This is a genomic window from Streptomyces sp. NPDC004266 (assembly GCF_042874095.1).
Taxonomy (GTDB): Bacteria; Actinomycetota; Actinomycetes; order Streptomycetales; family Streptomycetaceae; genus Streptomyces.
In genome coordinates, this window is the sequence record NZ_JBIAMM010000009.1 from 1 (window position 1) to 16,400 (window position 16,400).

Here is a 16,400-nt window from a genome sequence, read left to right on the forward strand (position 1 = left end):
GGGGGGGGGGGGGGGGGGGGGGGGGGGGGGGGGGGGGGCCCCGGCCCGGCCCCCCGGGGGCGGGGGGGGGGGCGCCCCCCGGGGGGGGGCGCCGCCCCGGGGGGCCGGCCCCCCCACGACGGAGGGTCAGCCCGCCGCTGCCGCCGCCCGTACAGCCGCGCAGATCCGGGCCACGTCCTCGTCGCCCGTCACGTACGGCGGCATCGTGTAGATCAGGTCGCGGAACGGGCGCAGCCACACGCCCTCCCGGACCGCCGCGCGCGTCGCCGCCGCCATGTCGACCTCGTGGTCGAGCTGGACGACGCCGATCGCGCCGAGCACCCGCACCTCGCGGACGCCCGGGAGGTCGGCCGCCGGGGCGAGCCCCTCCCGCAGGCCCGCCTCGATCCGCTTGACCTCGACCTGCCAGTCCTGGGAGAGCAGCAGGTCGATGGAGGCGAGGGCGACCGCCGAGGCCAGCGGGTTGCCCATGAAGGTCGGCCCGTGCGCCAGGACCGGGACCTCGCCGCGCGAGATCCCGTCGGCGACGCGGCTCGTGCAGAGGGTCGCCGCCATCGACAGATAGCCGCCGGTCAGCGCCTTGCCCACGCACATCACGTCGGGGGAGACCCCGGCCTGGCCGGCGGCGAACAGCGTGCCCGTCCGTCCGAACCCGGTCGCGATCTCGTCGAAGACGAGCAGCACGTCGTGCGCGTCGCAGGCCTCGCGCAGCACCCGCAGATACGCCGGGTCGTGGAAGCGCATGCCGCCCGCGCCCTGCACGACCGGCTCCACGACCACCGCGGCCAGCTCGTGCGCGTGCTCGGCGATCCGGGCCCGCAGCAGCTCCGCGTACGACTCCTCGTACCCGGCGGGCGGGGCGTCCACGAACACCTGCCGCTGGAGCACCCCCGACCACAGCTCGTGCATCCCGCCCTGCGGGTCGCACACGGACATCGGCTGCCAGGTGTCGCCGTGGTAGCCGCCGCGCCAGGTGAAGAGCCGCTGCTTCTCGGGGCGGCCCAGGGAACGCCAGTACTGCAGGCACATCTTGGCCGCGACCTCGACGGAGACCGAGCCAGAGTCGCTGAGGAAGACGTGCCGCAGCGGCTCCGGGGTGATCTCCACGAGCCGGGCGGCGAGCCGGACGGCCGGCTCGTGGGTGAGCCCGCCGAACATGACGTGGCTCATCTTCTCCAGCTGGCCGCGCACCGCCTCGTTGAGCACGGGGTGGTTGTAGCCGTGGACCGCCGACCACCACGAGGACATGCCGTCGACCAACTCCTCCTGTCCCTCGACGGGTTCGGCGAGCCGGAGCCGCACACCGGACGCGGACGCGACGACCAGCGGTTCCGCCCGGCCCGGCATGGGGCCGTACGGATGCCAGACGTGCGCCCGGTCCAGGGCGAGGAGTTCGTCGTTACGCATTCGGCGCGAGGTCCGTGCCGGCCCCCCGGCGGCGCACGGCCACCAGGTCGGTGCGGGCCTCGCCGGCCGCGGGCGCCGCCGGCGCCGCGTGACCGCCGCAGGGACCGCAGCCGCCGCCCTCCTCCGCGTGCGCACCGCAGCCCGCGCCCTCCGCGGAGGCCTCCGAGCCGCAGCCCGCCGAGGCCTTCGAACCGCAGCCGCCCGCCGCGCCCGCCGCCGCGAGCGCGTCCGCGCGGTGCTTCGGCAGGGTGGTCGTGCCGGCGCCCTCCACCTCGAAGCCCGCGTCCGCGATCATGTCCAGGTCGGCCTGGCCGGCCTGGCCCTCGCTGGTCAGGTAGTCGCCGAGGAAGATCGAGTTCGCGATGTTCAGCGCCAGCGGCTGCATCGACCGCAGGTGCACCTCACGGCCGCCGGCGATCCGCACCTCGACGTCGGGGCAGACGAAGCGGACCATCGCGAGGATCCGCAGGCAGCGCTGCGGGGTGAGGTTCCACTCCTTGGCGAGCGGGGTGCCCTCGAAGGGGATCAGGAAGTTGACCGGCACCGAGTCCGAGTCCAGCTCGCGCAGCGCGTAGACGACGTCGACCAGGTCCTCGTCGCTCTCGCCCATGCCCGCGATCAGACCCGAGCAGGCCGACAGACCGGCGGCGTGCGCCTTCTGCACGGTGTCCACACGGTCCGCGTAGGTGTGGGTCTTGGTGATGTCCCCGTACGTCGCCTCGGACGTGTTCAGGTTGTGGTTGTACGCGTCGGCGCCGGCCTCCCGCAGCCGCTCCGCCTGGCCGTCCGAGAGCAGACCGAGGCAGGCGCACACCTCGACGCCCTCGTTCTGCTCCTTGATCGCCTCGATCGTCTTGCCGACGCGCTCCACGTCCCGGTCCGTCGGGCCGCGGCCGCTCGCCACCAGGCAGACCCGCTTGGCGCCGCCCGCGACACCCGCCGCCGCGGCCTGCGAGGCCTCGTCCGGCTTCAGCCACGTGTACTTGAGGATCTCCGCCTTCGAGCCGAGCCGCTGCGAGCAGTACGAGCAGTCCTCGGGACAGAGACCGGACTTCAGGTTGACCAGGTAGTTCAGCTTCACCCGGCGCCCGAACCACTGACGGCGCACCTTGCCGGCCGCCGCCACCACCTCGAGCAGTTCGTCGTCGGAGGTCGCCAGCACGGCGAGCGCTTCTTCACGGGTCGGCAGCTCGCGCCGCAGCCCCTTCTCCACCAGCGTGTTCAGCAGGTCCATAACCGCAGATCCTTGCCTACCGCCCGCCCCCGGGCCAAGGAGGAACCGAACAAACGCCCCCGATCGAGGTGTGTGGATGACCACATCCCCACCTCGGCGTCCTGCGGTTAGGGTCTGTGCGCTGCCTACAAAAGGATCGCCGCATGCCACGGGACGAGGACGCACGCGCCGCGGGCGCCGACGACGCACGGGCCGCGGACCCGCGCCGCACCGCCTTCGACTGGACCGACGCCGAGGCGCGCCGCCGGGCCGAGGCCGGTCTCGTCCGGACGCTGCGGCCCCGGGCGGCCGAGTCGGACCTCCTGGACCTGGCGGGCAACGACTACCTCGGCCTCACCCGTCGCGCCGAGGTCACCGAGGCGGCGGCCGAGGCGGCCAGGCGCTGGGGCGCCGGCTCCACCGGCTCGCGGCTCGTCACCGGCACCACCCGGCTGCACACCCGTCTGGAGCGCGAACTCGCCGAGTTCTGCGGCTTCGAGGCGGCCCTCGTCTTCTCCTCCGGCTACACCGCGAACCTGGCCGCGCTCACCGCGCTCGGCGGCCGGGACGCGCTGATCGTCTCCGACGCCTCCAACCACGCCTCGATCGTGGACGGCTGCCGCCTCGCGCGCGCCGAGACCGCCGTCGTCCCGCACGCCGACGCCGAGGCCGTCGCCAAGACCCTGGACGCGCACCCGGGACGCCGGGCCCTGGTCGTCAGCGACTCCGTCTTCTCCGTGGACGGCGACAAGGCCCCGCTCCCCGAGCTCGCCGAGGCCTGCCGCGCGCACGGCGCCGGACTGGTCGTCGACGACGCCCACGGCTTCGGCGTCCTCGGCGACGGCGGCCGGGGCGCCCTGCACGAGGCCGGGCTGGCGGGCGACGAGGACGTCGTCGCCACCCTCACCCTCTCCAAGTCCCTCGGCAGCCAGGGCGGTGCCGTCCTCGGCCCGGCCCGGGTGATCGAGCACCTGGTGAACGCGGCCCGCACCTTCATCTTCGACACCGGCCTCGCCCCGGCCGCCGCGGGCGGAGCGCTCGCGAGCCTCCGCCTGATCGCGGCCGAACCGGGTCTCGCCGCGCGGGCCCGCGCCGTCGCCGGGGCGCTGCACCGGCTGCTCACGGAGGCCGGGCTGACCTCCGCCCGGCCCGACGCGGCCGTCGTCTCGGTCCACGCGCCCTCCCCGGAGGCGGCGCTGCGCTGGGCGGCGGACTGCCGCGAACAGGGCCTCGCCGTCGGCTGTTTCCGGCCCCCGTCCGTCCCCGACGGCATCTCGCGGCTGCGCCTCACGGCCCGGGCCGACCTGACGGACGCGGAGATCGGGCGTGCGGTGGAGACGGTCCTGCGGACCGCACCGCGGGTCTGACGACCCGTCGGGAGGTCCAAGGACGTTCTCCGGCAGCAGAGTTCACCGCTTCGGGCGACAGATGGGGACATATCTTGGTGGAACGCCTGCCGGGGCGGCACGATCGGTGGCACTCTGACGCGTAGCGCGATCCGGGGCCGAAGCCCCGGCGGGAAAGGGACAGCGTCGCCATGGCAGACCACCAGGAAGCATCCGTCACGCTGCCGAGCGATCCCGCGTCGGTCCCCACCGCCCGGCGGTACGTCGCGGAGGTCCTCGACGGATGGGGCCTCGACGGTGCCGACGACCTGGCGGACGCGATCCGCCTGATGGTCTCGGAACTGGCCACCAACGCCGTCCTGCACACCTTCGGGCAGTCGCCCACCTTCACGGTCGACGTCCGCCTGGAGCGCGACGAGCGCCTCCACATCGGCGTCACCGACAGCCACCCGCGCTGGCCGCGCCGTCTTCCGGCGGCGGTCCAGCAGGACAACGGCCGGGGCATGGTCATCATCCGCTCCCTGGCGGCGGAGGCGGGCGGGCGGCTCTCGGTCACTCCGACCGAGGAGGGCGGCAAGACCGTCTGGATCACCCTCCCGTGGGCCCAGGAGGCCGTCTCGTACGTCTAGGGACCGATCCGGAGACAGGCCCTGTCCGGGGACGGGCCCCGGCGCTCCCCGGCGCAGGGGTGCGGCGGCGCCACCGCACCCCTGGGGCGGGGTCACGGGCCCGTCCGGGCCCGGGGCCGGGTCAGTGCCCGGCGGGCGTCATCGGACGCGGCCGTAATAGACCTTCGACGTCCAGATCTTGTCGAGCTTCACCCAGGATCCCGTCTTGGGCGAGTGCCAGATCTTGCCGCTGCCGGCGTAGATGCCCACGTGGTAGACCCTCCCGCCGGAGTGGAAGAAGACCAGGTCCCCCTGTTGCCTGCCGGACGCGGAGACGTGCCGGGTGCTGTTGTACTGCTGCTGCGCGGTGCGGGGCAGCGACTTGCCCGCCTTCTTGTACGCGTAGAGCGTCAGACCGGAGCAGTCGAACCGGGACGGCCCGGCGCTCCCGTACCGGTAGGGGGCTCCCTTCTTGGACGCGGCGACGCTCAGTGCCTTGTTCGCGTAGGTGGTCGCCGCCTGGGCCTCGGGTGCCGCACCCGGTGCGAGCATCGTGCCGCCGACGGCGGCGAGGGTGAGAGCCGAGACGGCTCCGGCCCGGGACAGCAGGGACGGGACGTGCATCTGCGCAGTCATGCGCAACCCTTCGTCAGCCGCCTGCGAAGGATGACCTGTCGGGTTCGGGCTGGCGAAGATGCCCGGCCGCGGCTGCGGCTTCACCCCAAGGGACGGCCCCGCTGCGGAAACAGCGCGTACGTCCCGTACTGCTCGGGTCCTCCACTCCTGCCGATCCACTCCTGTCGACCAGACGTCCGGGACGGCGGCAGGACTCGGCGTCCGCCCGGACCGCCCCGCCTCGGATGGCGGGGGCTTGTCGTCGACAGGGATCTTGACCTACACCCGGGGCGAAATCCGAGTTGAAACGGCCATATGTGAGGCTCCTCACGACTGATCCATTCGGGTGGACAGGTTGCTTTCGTGATCGCCGGAGGTTTGGGCTACGAGCCCCGCACCAGCGATGGAACGTCCCATTCCGCCAGATGCGTACACCTGTTGCGCAACTCACCCCGCACATATGTCGACTCATCGACTACGCCGAACGAGGGAGCGATCCTGCGTCGCGTGTCGGCCGTACGGACCTCGACACGACATGCCGGAATGTCAACTCGCCCGTGCGCGGGGGACGGTGACGCGGTCGGCGCGGCGCTCGCCGTCCAACACCCGCAGGGCGCGCGCCAGGGTGTCCGCGTGCACCTCGCTCTCGCCCCGCATATGCATGACCGTCAGGGCCTCGCGCAGCGCCTCCGCGCGTCCCACCAGCGCTTGTGCCGCCCGGAGCGCCCCATAGGTATGCATGCCCCTGGATGGGTTGATCTTCCCCAGGAGGTCGACGACTTCGAGGTACGCGTCGATCAACTGGCCCTCGGCCCGCGTCAGTGCGGGCAGCGGCGGCAGCTCGGGCACCACGGCCGGCTCACCGCGTCGCGCCGGCGTCGCGCCGGCTCGTGATCACGTGGTCCACCAGTCCGTACGCGACGGCCGCGGGCGCGTCCAGGACGGTGAGGCGGTCGAGGTCGGCGTCGATCCGGTCCCGGCTCTGCCCGGTGTACTCGGTGAGCATCCCGGCCGTCAGGGCGCGCAGCCGGAGCAGTTCGCGCGCGTGGATGTCGAGGTCGCTCGGCTGTCCCCGGAGGGGCTCGTCCACGGCCGGCTGCCGGAGGGTGATCCGCGCGCCGGGGAGGACGTGCCGCTTCCCGGGGGTGCCCGCGGCGAGCAGCACGGCGGCGGTGGACACGGCCTGGCCCAGGCAGGTGGTCTCCACGTCGCAGGCGAGCGTCCGCATCGTGTCGTGGATGGCGGTCATGGCGCTGATCGAGCCGCCGGGGGAGTTGACGTAGAGCGCGACGTCCTGGTCGGGGGCGGCGTATTCGAGGTGCAGGAGCTGGGCGATGACGTCGTTGGCCGAGGTCTCGTCGATCGGCGTGCCGAGGAAGACGATCCGGGATTCGAGGAGCTTCGAGTACGGGTCGAGGGTCCGGGTTCCGAAGCTCGTCCGCTCCGTGAACTCGGGCAGGACATGACGGGCGTCCATGGCTGAGCACCTCCAGCTGTCTGTAAAAAATGTACAGGACGTACAGGCCGTAAGATGGGGAGCATGACCTACGAGATCCCGGTGACGCAAGCGCGGGCTGAACTGGCCGACCTCATCAACCGCGTCGTCTACGGCGGGGAGCGCGTCGTCGTGACCCGCCACGGGAAGCCGCTCGTCGCCCTGGTCTCCGCCGCTGACCTGGAAGAACTGGAGGCGGCGGAGAAGCCCGCCGACGAGCAGGTGGTCAGCTCGCTCTCCGGGCTGCACCCGGTCGACTCCGCTCCCGGCGAACAGCGCCGCTTCGGCATCGCCGCCCACCACCGCGACCCCGGCGCTTCCTGACGGCGGGCGGGCGGGCGGAGCGGCACGGACCCGCGCGGGCGGGCGCCGGCCCCCGCGCGCGGGCAGCGCGAAAAGCCGCGCACCCCCGTCCGCTGCAGCGGGGGTACGCGGCGGTCTTGGACCGGGGTTCTCAGCCCACCGGCACCGGAGCCTGCGCCGGGGCGGGAGCCGCTTCCGCCCGGCGGCGCCGAGCCCCGAACGCGGTCGCGGCCAGCCCGGCCACGGCCCAGAGGGAGAGGACGAGCAGCGGGCGGCCCGCCGCCGCGCCGTCGAAGGCGGACACCGACCGCAGGGCCGAGCCCCCGGCGCCCGGCGGCAGCCACCGGCCGAGCGCGCCCACCCCCGTGGGCAGCAGCTCCGGCGCGCTCGACATCCCCGAGAAGGCGTTGCCGAAAAGGACGGTCAGGGCGGCTGCGAGCCCGAAGCCGGGCTTGCCGAGCAGGGTGGCGAGCCCCGCGAAGGCCGAGCCGATGGCCAGGACGGTCAGCCCGAGGACCCCGGCCTCGGCCCACCAGCCGCCGGTCAGCGCGCCGAGCCAGCTGTCGGCGAGCGCGGCGCCCACGAGTCCGGCGAGCGCCGCCGCGCCCACCAGGGTCGCGACCGCCCCGGCCCCGCGGAGCCCGAGCAGGACGGTGGCGACGCCCGCGGCCGCCCCGACCAGGGCGAGCGGCAGCAGGCTCGCGCCGAGCACGGCGCCGCGCGGGTCGCCCGCCGGTGCGGCGACCACGTCCGTGACCCGGACCGGCGCTCCCGCCGGGGCCTGCGCGGTCACGGCCTCGCGCAGCAGCCCGGCCACGACGGGGCTCGCCGCCGAGGCGGTGAGGAGTTCCGTGCCGCTGGGCGTGACGACCACCGCGCCGTACACGTCCCGGTCCTCGATCGCGGCCCGGGCGGCACCGGCGTCCGCGTAACGGTGGATCTCGAAGGCTCCCTCGTGCCGTCCGAGTCCCCGCTCGACCGCGTCGGCCGCGGCGGCGGGTCCGGCCACCCCGACGGGCAGGTCGCGGGGGGCGAGGCGCGCGGCGGGCCAGGCGAAGACCGAGAGGGCGAGGGCGGCGACGACCGGTATCAGGAGGAGTACGGCGAGGGTTCTGCGGCCGGCGGCCGGCGGGGTGGTGGCGGCGGGCATGGCGGCCTCGATTCAAAGCGAAGGATCGTTCGTTTTACGTGGGCTCAGCGTGCGCCGTCGCTGGGAAGTTGTCAAGAATGAATATTCGTTTTAAGTTCGGCCCCATGGCACGTGTCTCCCAGGAACACCTCGACGCCCGGCGCCGCCAGATCCTCGACGGCGCCGCGCGCTGCTTCGCCCGCAACGGTTTCCACGCCACGTCCATGCAGGACGTGCTCGCCGAGGTGGGCCTGTCCGCGGGTGCGGTCTACCGCTACTTCCGCGGCAAGGAGGAGCTGATCGGGGCCATCGCGACCGAGGCCTTCGCCGGCATCCGGGGCGCCTTCGAGGAGGCCTCCCGGGCGACCCCGCCGCCCACCCCCGACGTCCTCCTCGGCGCGGTGCTCCGGCTCTTCCTGGAGGAGCGGGTCGAGGGCGCGGACCGACAGGCCTTCGCGCGGCTGATCATCCAGGTGTGGACCGAGACCCTGCGCAACGAGGCGCTGGCCGAGACCCTCTCCGAGGGCTACCAGGGGATGCGGGCCGCCTGGACGAGGCTGGTGACCGCCTACCGCGAGAGCGGTCTCCTGCGCGCCGACGTCCCCGCCGACCACGTGGCCCGCACCCTCATCGCCACCGCTCAGGGCCTCATCGCCCAGCAGGCGCTCTTCGGCGACGTGGCCGTCGAGGTCCTGCAGGACGGGCTCCGTGGCCTGATGTCGATGTCCGTGCCCGGAGGCGCCGAACCGATTCGATGATCATGGAAACGCAAAGCCGGGGTTAACGAGCCGGAAAAACTTCCGCCCTAACGTGCAATGTCTGGCCGCGTACCGCATCTCCGCAGTTCAACAGAGTGTTGACGGTCGGTAGGGTCCGCAGCTGTCCGGGTCAGATCCGGTCGACGACTGTGAGGTGGAAGAGTGCAGCTGAGCCCGCACGAGCAGGAGCGCCTGCTCATTCATGTGGCGGCCGATGTGGCCGAGAAGCGTCGGGCCCGGGGAGTGCGGCTCAACCACCCCGAGGCCGTCGCACTGATCACCTCCCACATCCTGGAGGGCGCCCGGGACGGCCGGACGGTCGCCGAGCTGATGGCCTCCGGGCGCAAGGTGCTCACCCGCGACGAGGTCATGGACGGCATCCCGGAGATGATCCACGACGTCCAGGTCGAGGCCACCTTCCCGGACGGCACCAAGCTCGTCACCGTCCACGACCCCATCGTCTGAACGGGCGGCCGCCGATGATCCCCGGAGAGATCCTGTACGCGGACGGACCCGTCGCCCTCAACGAGGGGCGTCCCGTCACCCGCCTCACCGTGCTCAACGCCGCCGACCGGCCCGTCCAGGTCGGCTCCCACTACCACTTCGCCGAGGTCAACCCCGGCCTCGACCTCGACCGCGCCGCCGCCCGGGGGCAGCGGCTGCACATCGCCGCCGGGACCGCCGTCCGCTTCGAACCCGGCATCCCCGTCGAGGTCGAACTGGTCCCGATCGCGGGCCGTCGGATCGTGCCCGGCCTGCGCGGCGAGACCGCCGGCCCCCTCGACGCCACCGGCCCCTCCGACGCCACCGAACAGGACAAGGACGGCGACCGTGCCTGACCTCCACCGCGCCGTCTACGCCGACCTGTTCGGCCCCACCACCGGCGACCGCGTACGCCTCGCCGACACCGACCTCCTCGTCGAGATCGAGGAGGACCGCTGCGGCGGCCCCGGCCGCGCCGGCGAGGAAGCCGTCTTCGGCGGCGGCAAGGTCGTCCGCGAGTCCATGGGCCAGGCCCGCACCACCCGGGCCGAGGGCGCCCCCGACACCGTCATCACCGGCGCCGTCGTCATCGACCACTGGGGCGTCGTCAAGGCGGACATCGGCATCCGGGACGGCCGGATCACCGCGCTCGGCAAGGCCGGCAACCCCGACACCATGGACGGCGTCCACCCCGACCTCGTCATCGGCCCCGAGACCGAGATCATCGTCGGCAACGGCCGCATCGTCACCGCGGGCGCCGTCGACACCCACGTCCACTTCATCTCGCCGACCGTCGTCGAGCAGGCCCTCGCCACCGGAGTCACCACCCTCGTCGGCGGCGGCACCGGACCGGCCGAGGGCACCAAGGCGACCACCATCACGCCCGGCCCCTGGCACATGGCCCGGATGTTCGAGGCGCTGGACACCTTCCCCGTCAACATCGGCCTGCTCGGCAAGGGCAACACCATGTCCCGGGAGGCGATGCGCTCCCAGCTGCGCGGCGGCGCCCTCGGCTTCAAGATCCACGAGGACTGGGGCGCGACCCCCGCCGTCATCGACGCCTGTCTGAGCGTCTGCGAGGAGACCGGCGCCCAGCTCGCCATCCACACCGACACCCTGAACGAGGCGGGCTTCGTCGGCGACACCCTGGCCGCCATCGCCGGCCGCACGATCCACGCGTACCACACCGAGGGCGCCGGCGGCGGGCACGCCCCCGACATCATCACCGTCGTCTCCGAGCCGCACGTCCTGCCCAGCTCCACCAACCCGACCCGGCCGCACACCGTCAACACCATCGAGGAACACCTCGACATGCTGATGGTCTGCCACCACCTCAACCCGGCCGTCCCCGAGGACCTCGCCTTCGCCGAGTCCCGCATCCGGCCCTCCACCATCGCCGCCGAGGACGTCCTCCACGACCTGGGGGCCATCTCGATCATCTCCTCCGACTCCCAGGCCATGGGCCGGATCGGCGAGGTGATCATGCGGACCTGGCAGACCGCCCACGTCATGAAGAAGCGCCGCGGCGCCCTGCCCGGCGACGGCCGCGCCGACAACCACCGCGCCCGCCGCTACGTCGCCAAGTACACGATCAATCCGGCCGTCGCCCAGGGCATGGACCACCTCGTCGGCTCGGTCGAGCCCGGCAAGCTCGCCGACCTGGTCCTCTGGGAGCCCGCCTTCTTCGGCGTGAAGCCGCTCGTCGTCGTCAAGGGCGGCCAGATCGCCTACGCGCAGATGGGCGACGCCAACGCCTCCATCCCCACCCCGCAACCGGTCCTGCCGCGCCCGATGTTCGGCGCGCTCGGCCGCGCCGCGGCGGCCGGCTCGGTCAACTTCGTCGCCCGGGCGGCGATCGAGGACGACCTGCCCCGGAAGCTCGGCCTGCACAAGGAGTTCGTCCCCATCGGCTCCACCCGGCGGGTGACCAAGGCCGACATGCGCGAGAACGACGCCCTGCCCCGGGTCGAGGTCGACGCCGACACCTTCTCGGTGAGCATCGACGGCGAGACCGTCGAACCGGCGCCCGCCGCCGAACTTCCCATGGCCCAGCGCTACTTCCTCTTCTGAGCCCTTCTGATGACACTCTCCGCACTCCTCGTGCTCGCCGACGGGCGCTTCCCCGCCGGCGGGCACGCCCACTCCGGCGGCGCCGAGGCCGCCGTCAGGGCGGGCCGCATCAAGGACGCCGCCGACCTGGAGTCCTTCTGCCGGGGCCGTCTGCACACCACGGGCCTCACCTCGGCCGCGCTCGCCGCCGGAGCCGCGCACGGACTCGACCCGTACGAACTCGACGCGGCGGCCGACGCCCGCACGCCCTCGGCGGCCCTGCGCGCCGCCGCCCGCAGACTCGGCCGCCAGCTGATGCGGGCCGCCCGCGCCACCTGGCCGAGCCCCGAACTCGACGCGCTGGCCGCCGCGTTCCCCCGCGGCGCCCACCAGCCCGTCGTCCTCGGCACCGCGGCGCGGGCCGCCGGGCTCGGCCCCGAGGAGGCGGCGCACTGCGTCGCGTACGAGACGGTCGGCGGCCCGGCGACCGCGGCCGTCCGCCTCCTCAGCCTCGACCCCTACCAGGCCACCGCCGTCCTCGCCCGCCTCACGCCCGAGATGGACCGGGTGGCCGAGCGCGCCGCCGCGGCCGCCCGGCAGGGCGTCGTCGACGACCTGCCCGCCGCCTCCGCGCCGCTGCTCGACCTCACCGCCGAACAGCACGCCGCCTGGCCCGTCCGCCTCTTCGCGTCCTGAGCACCGCCCCTCGCACCGCCCCGAGCACCACCCCACCACCGGCCCGAGCACCCGGGAGCCCCCGTGCACCTCGATCACGCCCACACCCACCACGGCGCCGTCTCCGCCGACGCCCACCGTCCCGACGGCACCCGCCGCGCCCTGCGCATCGGACTCGGCGGACCCGTCGGCTCCGGCAAGACCGCCACCGTCGCCGCCCTCTGCCGGGAGCTGCGCGACACCCTCTCCCTCGCGGTCGTCACCAACGACATCTACACCCGCGAGGACGCCGAGTTCCTCCTCCGCAACGCCGTCCTGCCGCCCGAGCGCATCCAGGCAGTGGAGACCGGCGCCTGCCCGCACACCGCCATCCGCGACGACATCTCCGCCAACCTCGAAGCGGTCGAGGACCTGGAGGACGGCGTCGGCCCCCTCGACCTCGTCCTCGTCGAGTCCGGCGGCGACAACCTCACCGCCACCTTCTCCAAGGGACTCGTCGACGCCCAGATCTTCGTCATCGACGTGGCCGGCGGCGACGACATCCCCCGCAAGGGCGGCCCCGGCGTCACCACCGCCGACCTCCTCGTGATCAACAAGACCGACCTCGCCCCGTACGTCGGCTCCGACCTGGAGCGGATGGCCCGCGACGCGAAGGAGCAGCGCGGCGACCTGCCCGTCGCCTTCACCTCCCTGCGCGGCGAGAACGGCGTCGCGCCCGTCGCCGACTGGGTCCGGGCACGGCTCGCGGCGTGGACCGCGTGAGCCTGCGCGCCACCGCCCGGATCACCGCCGACGCCGACGGCGGACTGCCGCTCCTGGTGAGCGACGGCCCCCTCGCCCTGCGCCGCACCCGGGCCGCCGGACCGTACACCCGGGTCACCGTCGTCGGGGCGATGAGCGCCCCGCTCGGCGGCGACCGGCTGGCGATCGAGACCGAGGTGCGGGACGGGGCCCGGCTCCAGGTCGACTCGGCCGCCGCCACCCTCGCCCTGCCCGGCCGGAGCGCCGACCCCGCCGCGTACGACGTGCGGATCGCCGTCGGCGACGGGGCGGTGCTCCGCTGGCTGCCCGAGCAGCTCGTCTCCGCGGCCGGCTCGCACCTGCGGATGCGCACCACCGTCGACCTCGCGCCCACGGCGCGGCTCGTCCTCCGGGAGGAGCAGGTCCTCGGCCGGCACGGCGAACCGCCCGGCACCCTCGTCACCCGTCTCACCGTCCGTCGCGCCGGCCGCCCCCTGTTCGACCAGGAGCTCGCCTTCGGCCCCGGGGCGCCCGGCGGCTGGGACGGCGGCGCGGTCCTCGGCGGCCACCGGGCCACCGGCCAACTCCTCGTGGTCGACCCGGCGTTCGCCGAGACGCCGGTGGAGGCGCGGCCGTTCGGGGAGAACGCCGTGGTCAGCCCGCTCGCCGGCCCCGCCGTCCTCGCCACCGCCGTCGCCCCCGACGCGCTCGCGCTGCGCCGGCTCCTCGATGAGGCTTTGTCCGAACTCGCCCCGTTCTGACCCTTCCTCGAAGCCGTACCGCTCAGCGGTACACCACTCACCGGTTATTGGTTCGGCAAAGAAACAGGTGTACGCCCTTTCGTCTTGAGCCCCAGGGACGAAAGGATCCCCCGGACACACAGACTCCTTCAGGGGGAGGACCATTGAGACGCACAGCAGTGCTCGGCTCTGCCGGCACTCTGATAGCGGGCACGCTCATGGCGACCGCGCTCGCCGCGCCGACGGCCGGTGCCGTCACCGGCCAGGACCGGGACGCCGAGGCGCGCGGCGCGGCCGTCGCCGCCGCCGAGGCCGCCAAGGCCGGCATCGACTGGCAGGACTGCCCGGCCGACTGGGGCTTCGCGAAGCCCATCCAGTGCGGCTGGGTCACCGTCCCGGTCGACTACGCCAAGCCCAACGGCAAGAAGATCAAGATCGCCGTGGACCGCGCCGTGTCCACCGGCACCGCCGCCGAGCGCCAGGGCGCGCTGCTCTACAACCCGGGCGGCCCCGGCGGTTCCGGCCTGCGCTTCCCGCGCCGGGTCACCACCAAGAGCCCGCTCTGGGTGAACACCGCGAAGGCGTACGACTTCGTGGGCTTCGACCCGCGCGGCGTCGGCCACTCGGCGCCCATCTCCTGCGTCGACCCGACCGAGTTCGTCAAGGGCCCCAAGCTCGACCCGGTCCCGGACAGCGAGGCGGACAAGCTCGCCCAGCGCAAGCTGGCCGCCGAGTACGCCAAGGGCTGCGCCGAGAAGAGCGGCGACATGCTGCCCTACATGACGACGCGCAACACCGCCCGTGACCTCGACGTCATCCGGGCCGCGCTCGGCGAGAAGAAGCTCAACTTCATCGGCGTCTCCTACGGCACCTACCTGGGCGCCGTCTACGGCACGCTGTACCCGGACCACGTGCGTCGCATGATCGTCGACAGCGTGGTCAACCCGGCGAAGAGCAACATCTGGTACCAGGCCAACCTGGAGCAGGACATCGCCTTCGAGGGCCGCCTCAAGGACTGGATGAACTGGGTCGCCCAGAACGACGCCACCTACCACCTCGGCGACACCCTGGCGGAGGTCCAGCAGCAGTGGGTGACCCTGCGCGCCGCCGCCAAGAAGGAGCCCCTGGGCGGCAAGGTCGGACCGGCCGAGCTCATCGGCTTCTTCCAGAGCGCCCCGTACTACGACTCCTCGTGGGCCCCGGTCGCCGAGGCCTGGAGCGCGTACGCCGCGGGTGACCCGCAGCCGCTGATCGACGGCGCCGCCGCGGACCTCACCGACACGGCCGGCAACATCGCGTCGGAGAACGGCAACGCCGTCTACACCGCCGTCGAGTGCGCCGACGCGCCCTGGCCGACGAACTGGAACCGGTGGAACCGGGACAACTCGGCCCTCCACGAGCAGTACCCGTTCATGACCTGGGCGAACGCCTGGATGAACCTGCCGTGCGCCACCTGGTCCGCGCCGCGTCAGAAGCCGACCCAGGTCAAGACCGGCAAGGGCCTGCCGCCGGTGCTCATCGTCCAGTCCGAGCGTGACGCGGCGACGCCGTACGCCGGCGCGGTCGAGCTGCACAAGCGCTTCAAGGGTTCGCGTCTCATCACCGAGAAGGACGCCGGTTCGCACGGCGTCACCGGTCTGGTGAACCCGTGCATCAACCCGCGGGTCGAGACGTACCTGCTCACCGGCAAGGTGGACAGCCAGGACGTGACGTGCGAGCCGCACGCCACCCCGAAGCCGTAACACCCCGCACGGCGTGAAGGGAGGGGCGGCCGTCCGACGGCCGCCCCTTCCGTCATGACCGGGACGCCAGCCAGGCGTCCTCCGCCGCGTAGTCGAAGAAATCCACCTGGTACTTCGCGAGACCGGGGAAGGCGTCCCGCCACTCCCGCCCCTTCAGCTGCCCGGCCAGCCACTCGACCGTCTCCGGCAGCGACTCCGCGTACGACACCACCGGCCGGTACCCCAACTCCCGCTCGGCCGCCGTCATGTCGTAGACGATGGGATGCTCCGACGTCCACGGAGTGAGCCCCACGGTGCCCTGCGGCGCCCCCTCCATCAGCACCGTCTCGCTCTCCGCCCCCAGGACCGCGTCGATCGCCGCCCCGATCTCCGCCACCGTCGGCGCCTCCGGGTCCGCCGCGTTCAGCACCCGGCTGCCGGGGGCCGCCGCCGCGAGCCGGACCAGCTCCGCGATGTTGTCGACGTGGGCCGGGTGGAACCGCGACGTCCCGCCGTACGCGAGCACACGCACCGGCCGCCCGTCGAGCGCCCGCTTCACGAACCACAGCTCGCGCGGCCCGGGGCAGTACGGCCCGTGGACGGCGCCCGCCCTCAGCAGCGTCGTCGGCAGCGCGTCGCCCGCCGCGAGCAGCTCCCGCTCCAGGGCGATCTTCCGCGTGCCGTACGTGGTGTCGCCGGGCGCGACCGTACGCCAGTCCTCCGCGAGCGGCACCGGATAGGCGGGGAAACCGTCCGGCCGGTCCTGGGTGTCGAAGCTCCGCCCCCGCTCGTCCTCGTACACCGCCCCGCTCGACACCACCACCGCCGAACCGATCCGGTCGGCCAGGCCCGTCAGCTGCCGGCCGTGACCGGCGTCGTACGCGACGATGTCCACGAGCACGTCGCACCCGTCGCCCAGGCCCGCCGCGAGCGCGCCCTCCTCGTTCCGGTCGAGCCGGACCGACCGGACCTCGTCCGGCCACCCGTCGTCCCTGGCGCCGCCCCGCGAGGCGGCCGTCACCTCCCAGCCGTCCGCGACGAGCGCCCGCACGGCCGCCCGTCCCACCTGTCCCGTCCCACCCAGCACGAACGCGTTTCCCTTGGTCATGCCAGGGAC

At 73.6% G+C, this 16,400-nt stretch carries 18 protein-coding genes and 1 riboswitch; of the genes, 11 read left to right on the forward strand and 7 right to left on the reverse strand.

Translation table 11 applies throughout. The annotated features are described in order from the left end of the window. Window positions 1–126 precede the first annotated feature (126 nt). Together ACFYUZ_RS21880 and bioB are read right to left on the reverse strand one after the other, a co-directional pair. Window positions 127–1,407 carry an adenosylmethionine--8-amino-7-oxononanoate transaminase gene (locus tag ACFYUZ_RS21880; protein ID WP_389311684.1) on the reverse strand — a complete coding sequence of 427 codons (1,281 nt, stop codon included), beginning with the start codon at window positions 1,405–1,407 and terminating at the stop codon, window positions 127–129. Next, window positions 1,400–2,641 (reverse strand): biotin synthase BioB, encoded by a 1,242-nt coding sequence (gene bioB, locus ACFYUZ_RS21885; protein ID WP_389311686.1) that lies wholly within the window; start codon window positions 2,639–2,641, stop codon window positions 1,400–1,402. The genes ACFYUZ_RS21880 and bioB overlap by 8 nt, the downstream gene beginning before the upstream one ends. Window positions 2,642–2,784: 143 nt before the next feature. Between bioB and ACFYUZ_RS21890 the strand changes: the two genes are divergently transcribed. Then, the gene (locus ACFYUZ_RS21890; RefSeq protein ID WP_389311688.1) at window positions 2,785–3,987 is read left to right on the forward strand and encodes an 8-amino-7-oxononanoate synthase; all 1,203 of its coding nucleotides are present in this window, start codon (window positions 2,785–2,787) and stop codon (window positions 3,985–3,987) included. Window positions 3,988–4,157: 170 nt separating this feature from the next. Further along, window positions 4,158–4,595, forward strand: coding sequence for an ATP-binding protein (locus tag ACFYUZ_RS21895; protein WP_389311689.1), 438 nt, complete (start codon window positions 4,158–4,160; stop codon window positions 4,593–4,595). A gap of 138 nt (window positions 4,596–4,733) precedes the next feature. Here the strand turns inward: ACFYUZ_RS21895 and ACFYUZ_RS21900 are convergent, their stop codons facing one another. The 3 genes from ACFYUZ_RS21900 to ACFYUZ_RS21910 form a co-directional block, all read right to left on the reverse strand. Beyond that, window positions 4,734–5,210 (reverse strand): C40 family peptidase, encoded by a 477-nt coding sequence (locus tag ACFYUZ_RS21900; protein ID WP_389311691.1) that lies wholly within the window; start codon window positions 5,208–5,210, stop codon window positions 4,734–4,736. A 3-nt stretch (window positions 5,211–5,213) separates the two neighbouring features. Beyond that, window positions 5,214–5,335: riboswitch (cyclic di-AMP (ydaO/yuaA leader) on the reverse strand. 400 nt (window positions 5,336–5,735) lie between these two features. Further along, a complete protein-coding gene (locus ACFYUZ_RS21905; protein ID WP_389311693.1) occupies window positions 5,736–6,041 on the reverse strand; it encodes a hypothetical protein in 306 nt (101 codons plus the stop codon). 7 nt (window positions 6,042–6,048) lie between these two features. Continuing rightward, window positions 6,049–6,666, reverse strand: a complete 618-nt coding sequence (locus ACFYUZ_RS21910; RefSeq protein ID WP_389311695.1) for an ATP-dependent Clp protease proteolytic subunit — start codon at window positions 6,664–6,666, stop codon at window positions 6,049–6,051. 63 nt (window positions 6,667–6,729) lie between these two features. Here ACFYUZ_RS21910 and ACFYUZ_RS21915 point away from each other — a divergent pair, with 63 nt between their 5' ends. Further along, window positions 6,730–7,008, forward strand: a complete 279-nt coding sequence (locus ACFYUZ_RS21915; protein ID WP_123458727.1) for a type II toxin-antitoxin system Phd/YefM family antitoxin — start codon at window positions 6,730–6,732, stop codon at window positions 7,006–7,008. A 130-nt stretch (window positions 7,009–7,138) separates the two neighbouring features. Here ACFYUZ_RS21915 and ACFYUZ_RS21920 read toward each other — a convergent pair whose 3' ends face one another. After that, window positions 7,139–8,137 (reverse strand): ABC transporter permease, encoded by a 999-nt coding sequence (locus ACFYUZ_RS21920; protein WP_389311697.1) that lies wholly within the window; start codon window positions 8,135–8,137, stop codon window positions 7,139–7,141. A gap of 104 nt (window positions 8,138–8,241) precedes the next feature. Between ACFYUZ_RS21920 and ACFYUZ_RS21925 the strand changes: the two genes are divergently transcribed. The 8 genes from ACFYUZ_RS21925 to ACFYUZ_RS21960 all read left to right on the forward strand — a co-directional run bounded on the left by ACFYUZ_RS21925 (window position 8,242) and on the right by ACFYUZ_RS21960 (window position 15,304). Next, complete coding sequence (locus tag ACFYUZ_RS21925; RefSeq protein WP_389311699.1) at window positions 8,242–8,874, forward strand: TetR/AcrR family transcriptional regulator; 633 nt, start codon at window positions 8,242–8,244, stop codon at window positions 8,872–8,874. Between the two features lie 162 nt (window positions 8,875–9,036). Continuing rightward, window positions 9,037–9,339, forward strand: a complete 303-nt coding sequence (locus ACFYUZ_RS21930) for an urease subunit gamma (RefSeq protein ID WP_030686168.1) — start codon at window positions 9,037–9,039, stop codon at window positions 9,337–9,339. A gap of 14 nt (window positions 9,340–9,353) precedes the next feature. After that, the gene (locus tag ACFYUZ_RS21935) at window positions 9,354–9,713 is read left to right on the forward strand and encodes an urease subunit beta (protein WP_389311701.1); all 360 of its coding nucleotides are present in this window, start codon (window positions 9,354–9,356) and stop codon (window positions 9,711–9,713) included. Continuing rightward, window positions 9,706–11,427, forward strand: coding sequence for an urease subunit alpha (locus tag ACFYUZ_RS21940; RefSeq protein ID WP_389311703.1), 1,722 nt, complete (start codon window positions 9,706–9,708; stop codon window positions 11,425–11,427). The genes ACFYUZ_RS21935 and ACFYUZ_RS21940 overlap by 8 nt, the downstream gene beginning before the upstream one ends. A gap of 9 nt (window positions 11,428–11,436) precedes the next feature. Further along, window positions 11,437–12,102, forward strand: coding sequence for an urease accessory protein UreF (locus tag ACFYUZ_RS21945; RefSeq protein WP_389311705.1), 666 nt, complete (start codon window positions 11,437–11,439; stop codon window positions 12,100–12,102). A 63-nt stretch (window positions 12,103–12,165) separates the two neighbouring features. Continuing rightward, entirely contained in the window at window positions 12,166–12,843 is a 678-nt protein-coding gene (gene ureG / locus ACFYUZ_RS21950) for an urease accessory protein UreG (RefSeq protein WP_389311707.1), read from the forward strand. Continuing rightward, window positions 12,840–13,583 carry an urease accessory protein UreD gene (locus tag ACFYUZ_RS21955; RefSeq protein ID WP_389312171.1) on the forward strand — a complete coding sequence of 248 codons (744 nt, stop codon included), beginning with the start codon at window positions 12,840–12,842 and terminating at the stop codon, window positions 13,581–13,583. Before ureG ends, ACFYUZ_RS21955 begins: the two co-directional genes overlap by 4 nt. A 143-nt stretch (window positions 13,584–13,726) precedes the next feature. After that, window positions 13,727–15,304: an alpha/beta hydrolase gene (locus ACFYUZ_RS21960; RefSeq protein ID WP_389311709.1), complete on the forward strand. Its 1,578-nt coding sequence runs from the start codon at window positions 13,727–13,729 to the stop codon at window positions 15,302–15,304. 52 nt (window positions 15,305–15,356) lie between these two features. On the opposite strand, the gene ACFYUZ_RS21965 is transcribed toward ACFYUZ_RS21960, so the two are convergent. After that, window positions 15,357–16,391, reverse strand: a complete 1,035-nt coding sequence (locus tag ACFYUZ_RS21965) for an NAD-dependent epimerase/dehydratase family protein (protein WP_389311711.1) — start codon at window positions 16,389–16,391, stop codon at window positions 15,357–15,359. Window positions 16,392–16,400: the final 9 nt, after the last annotated feature.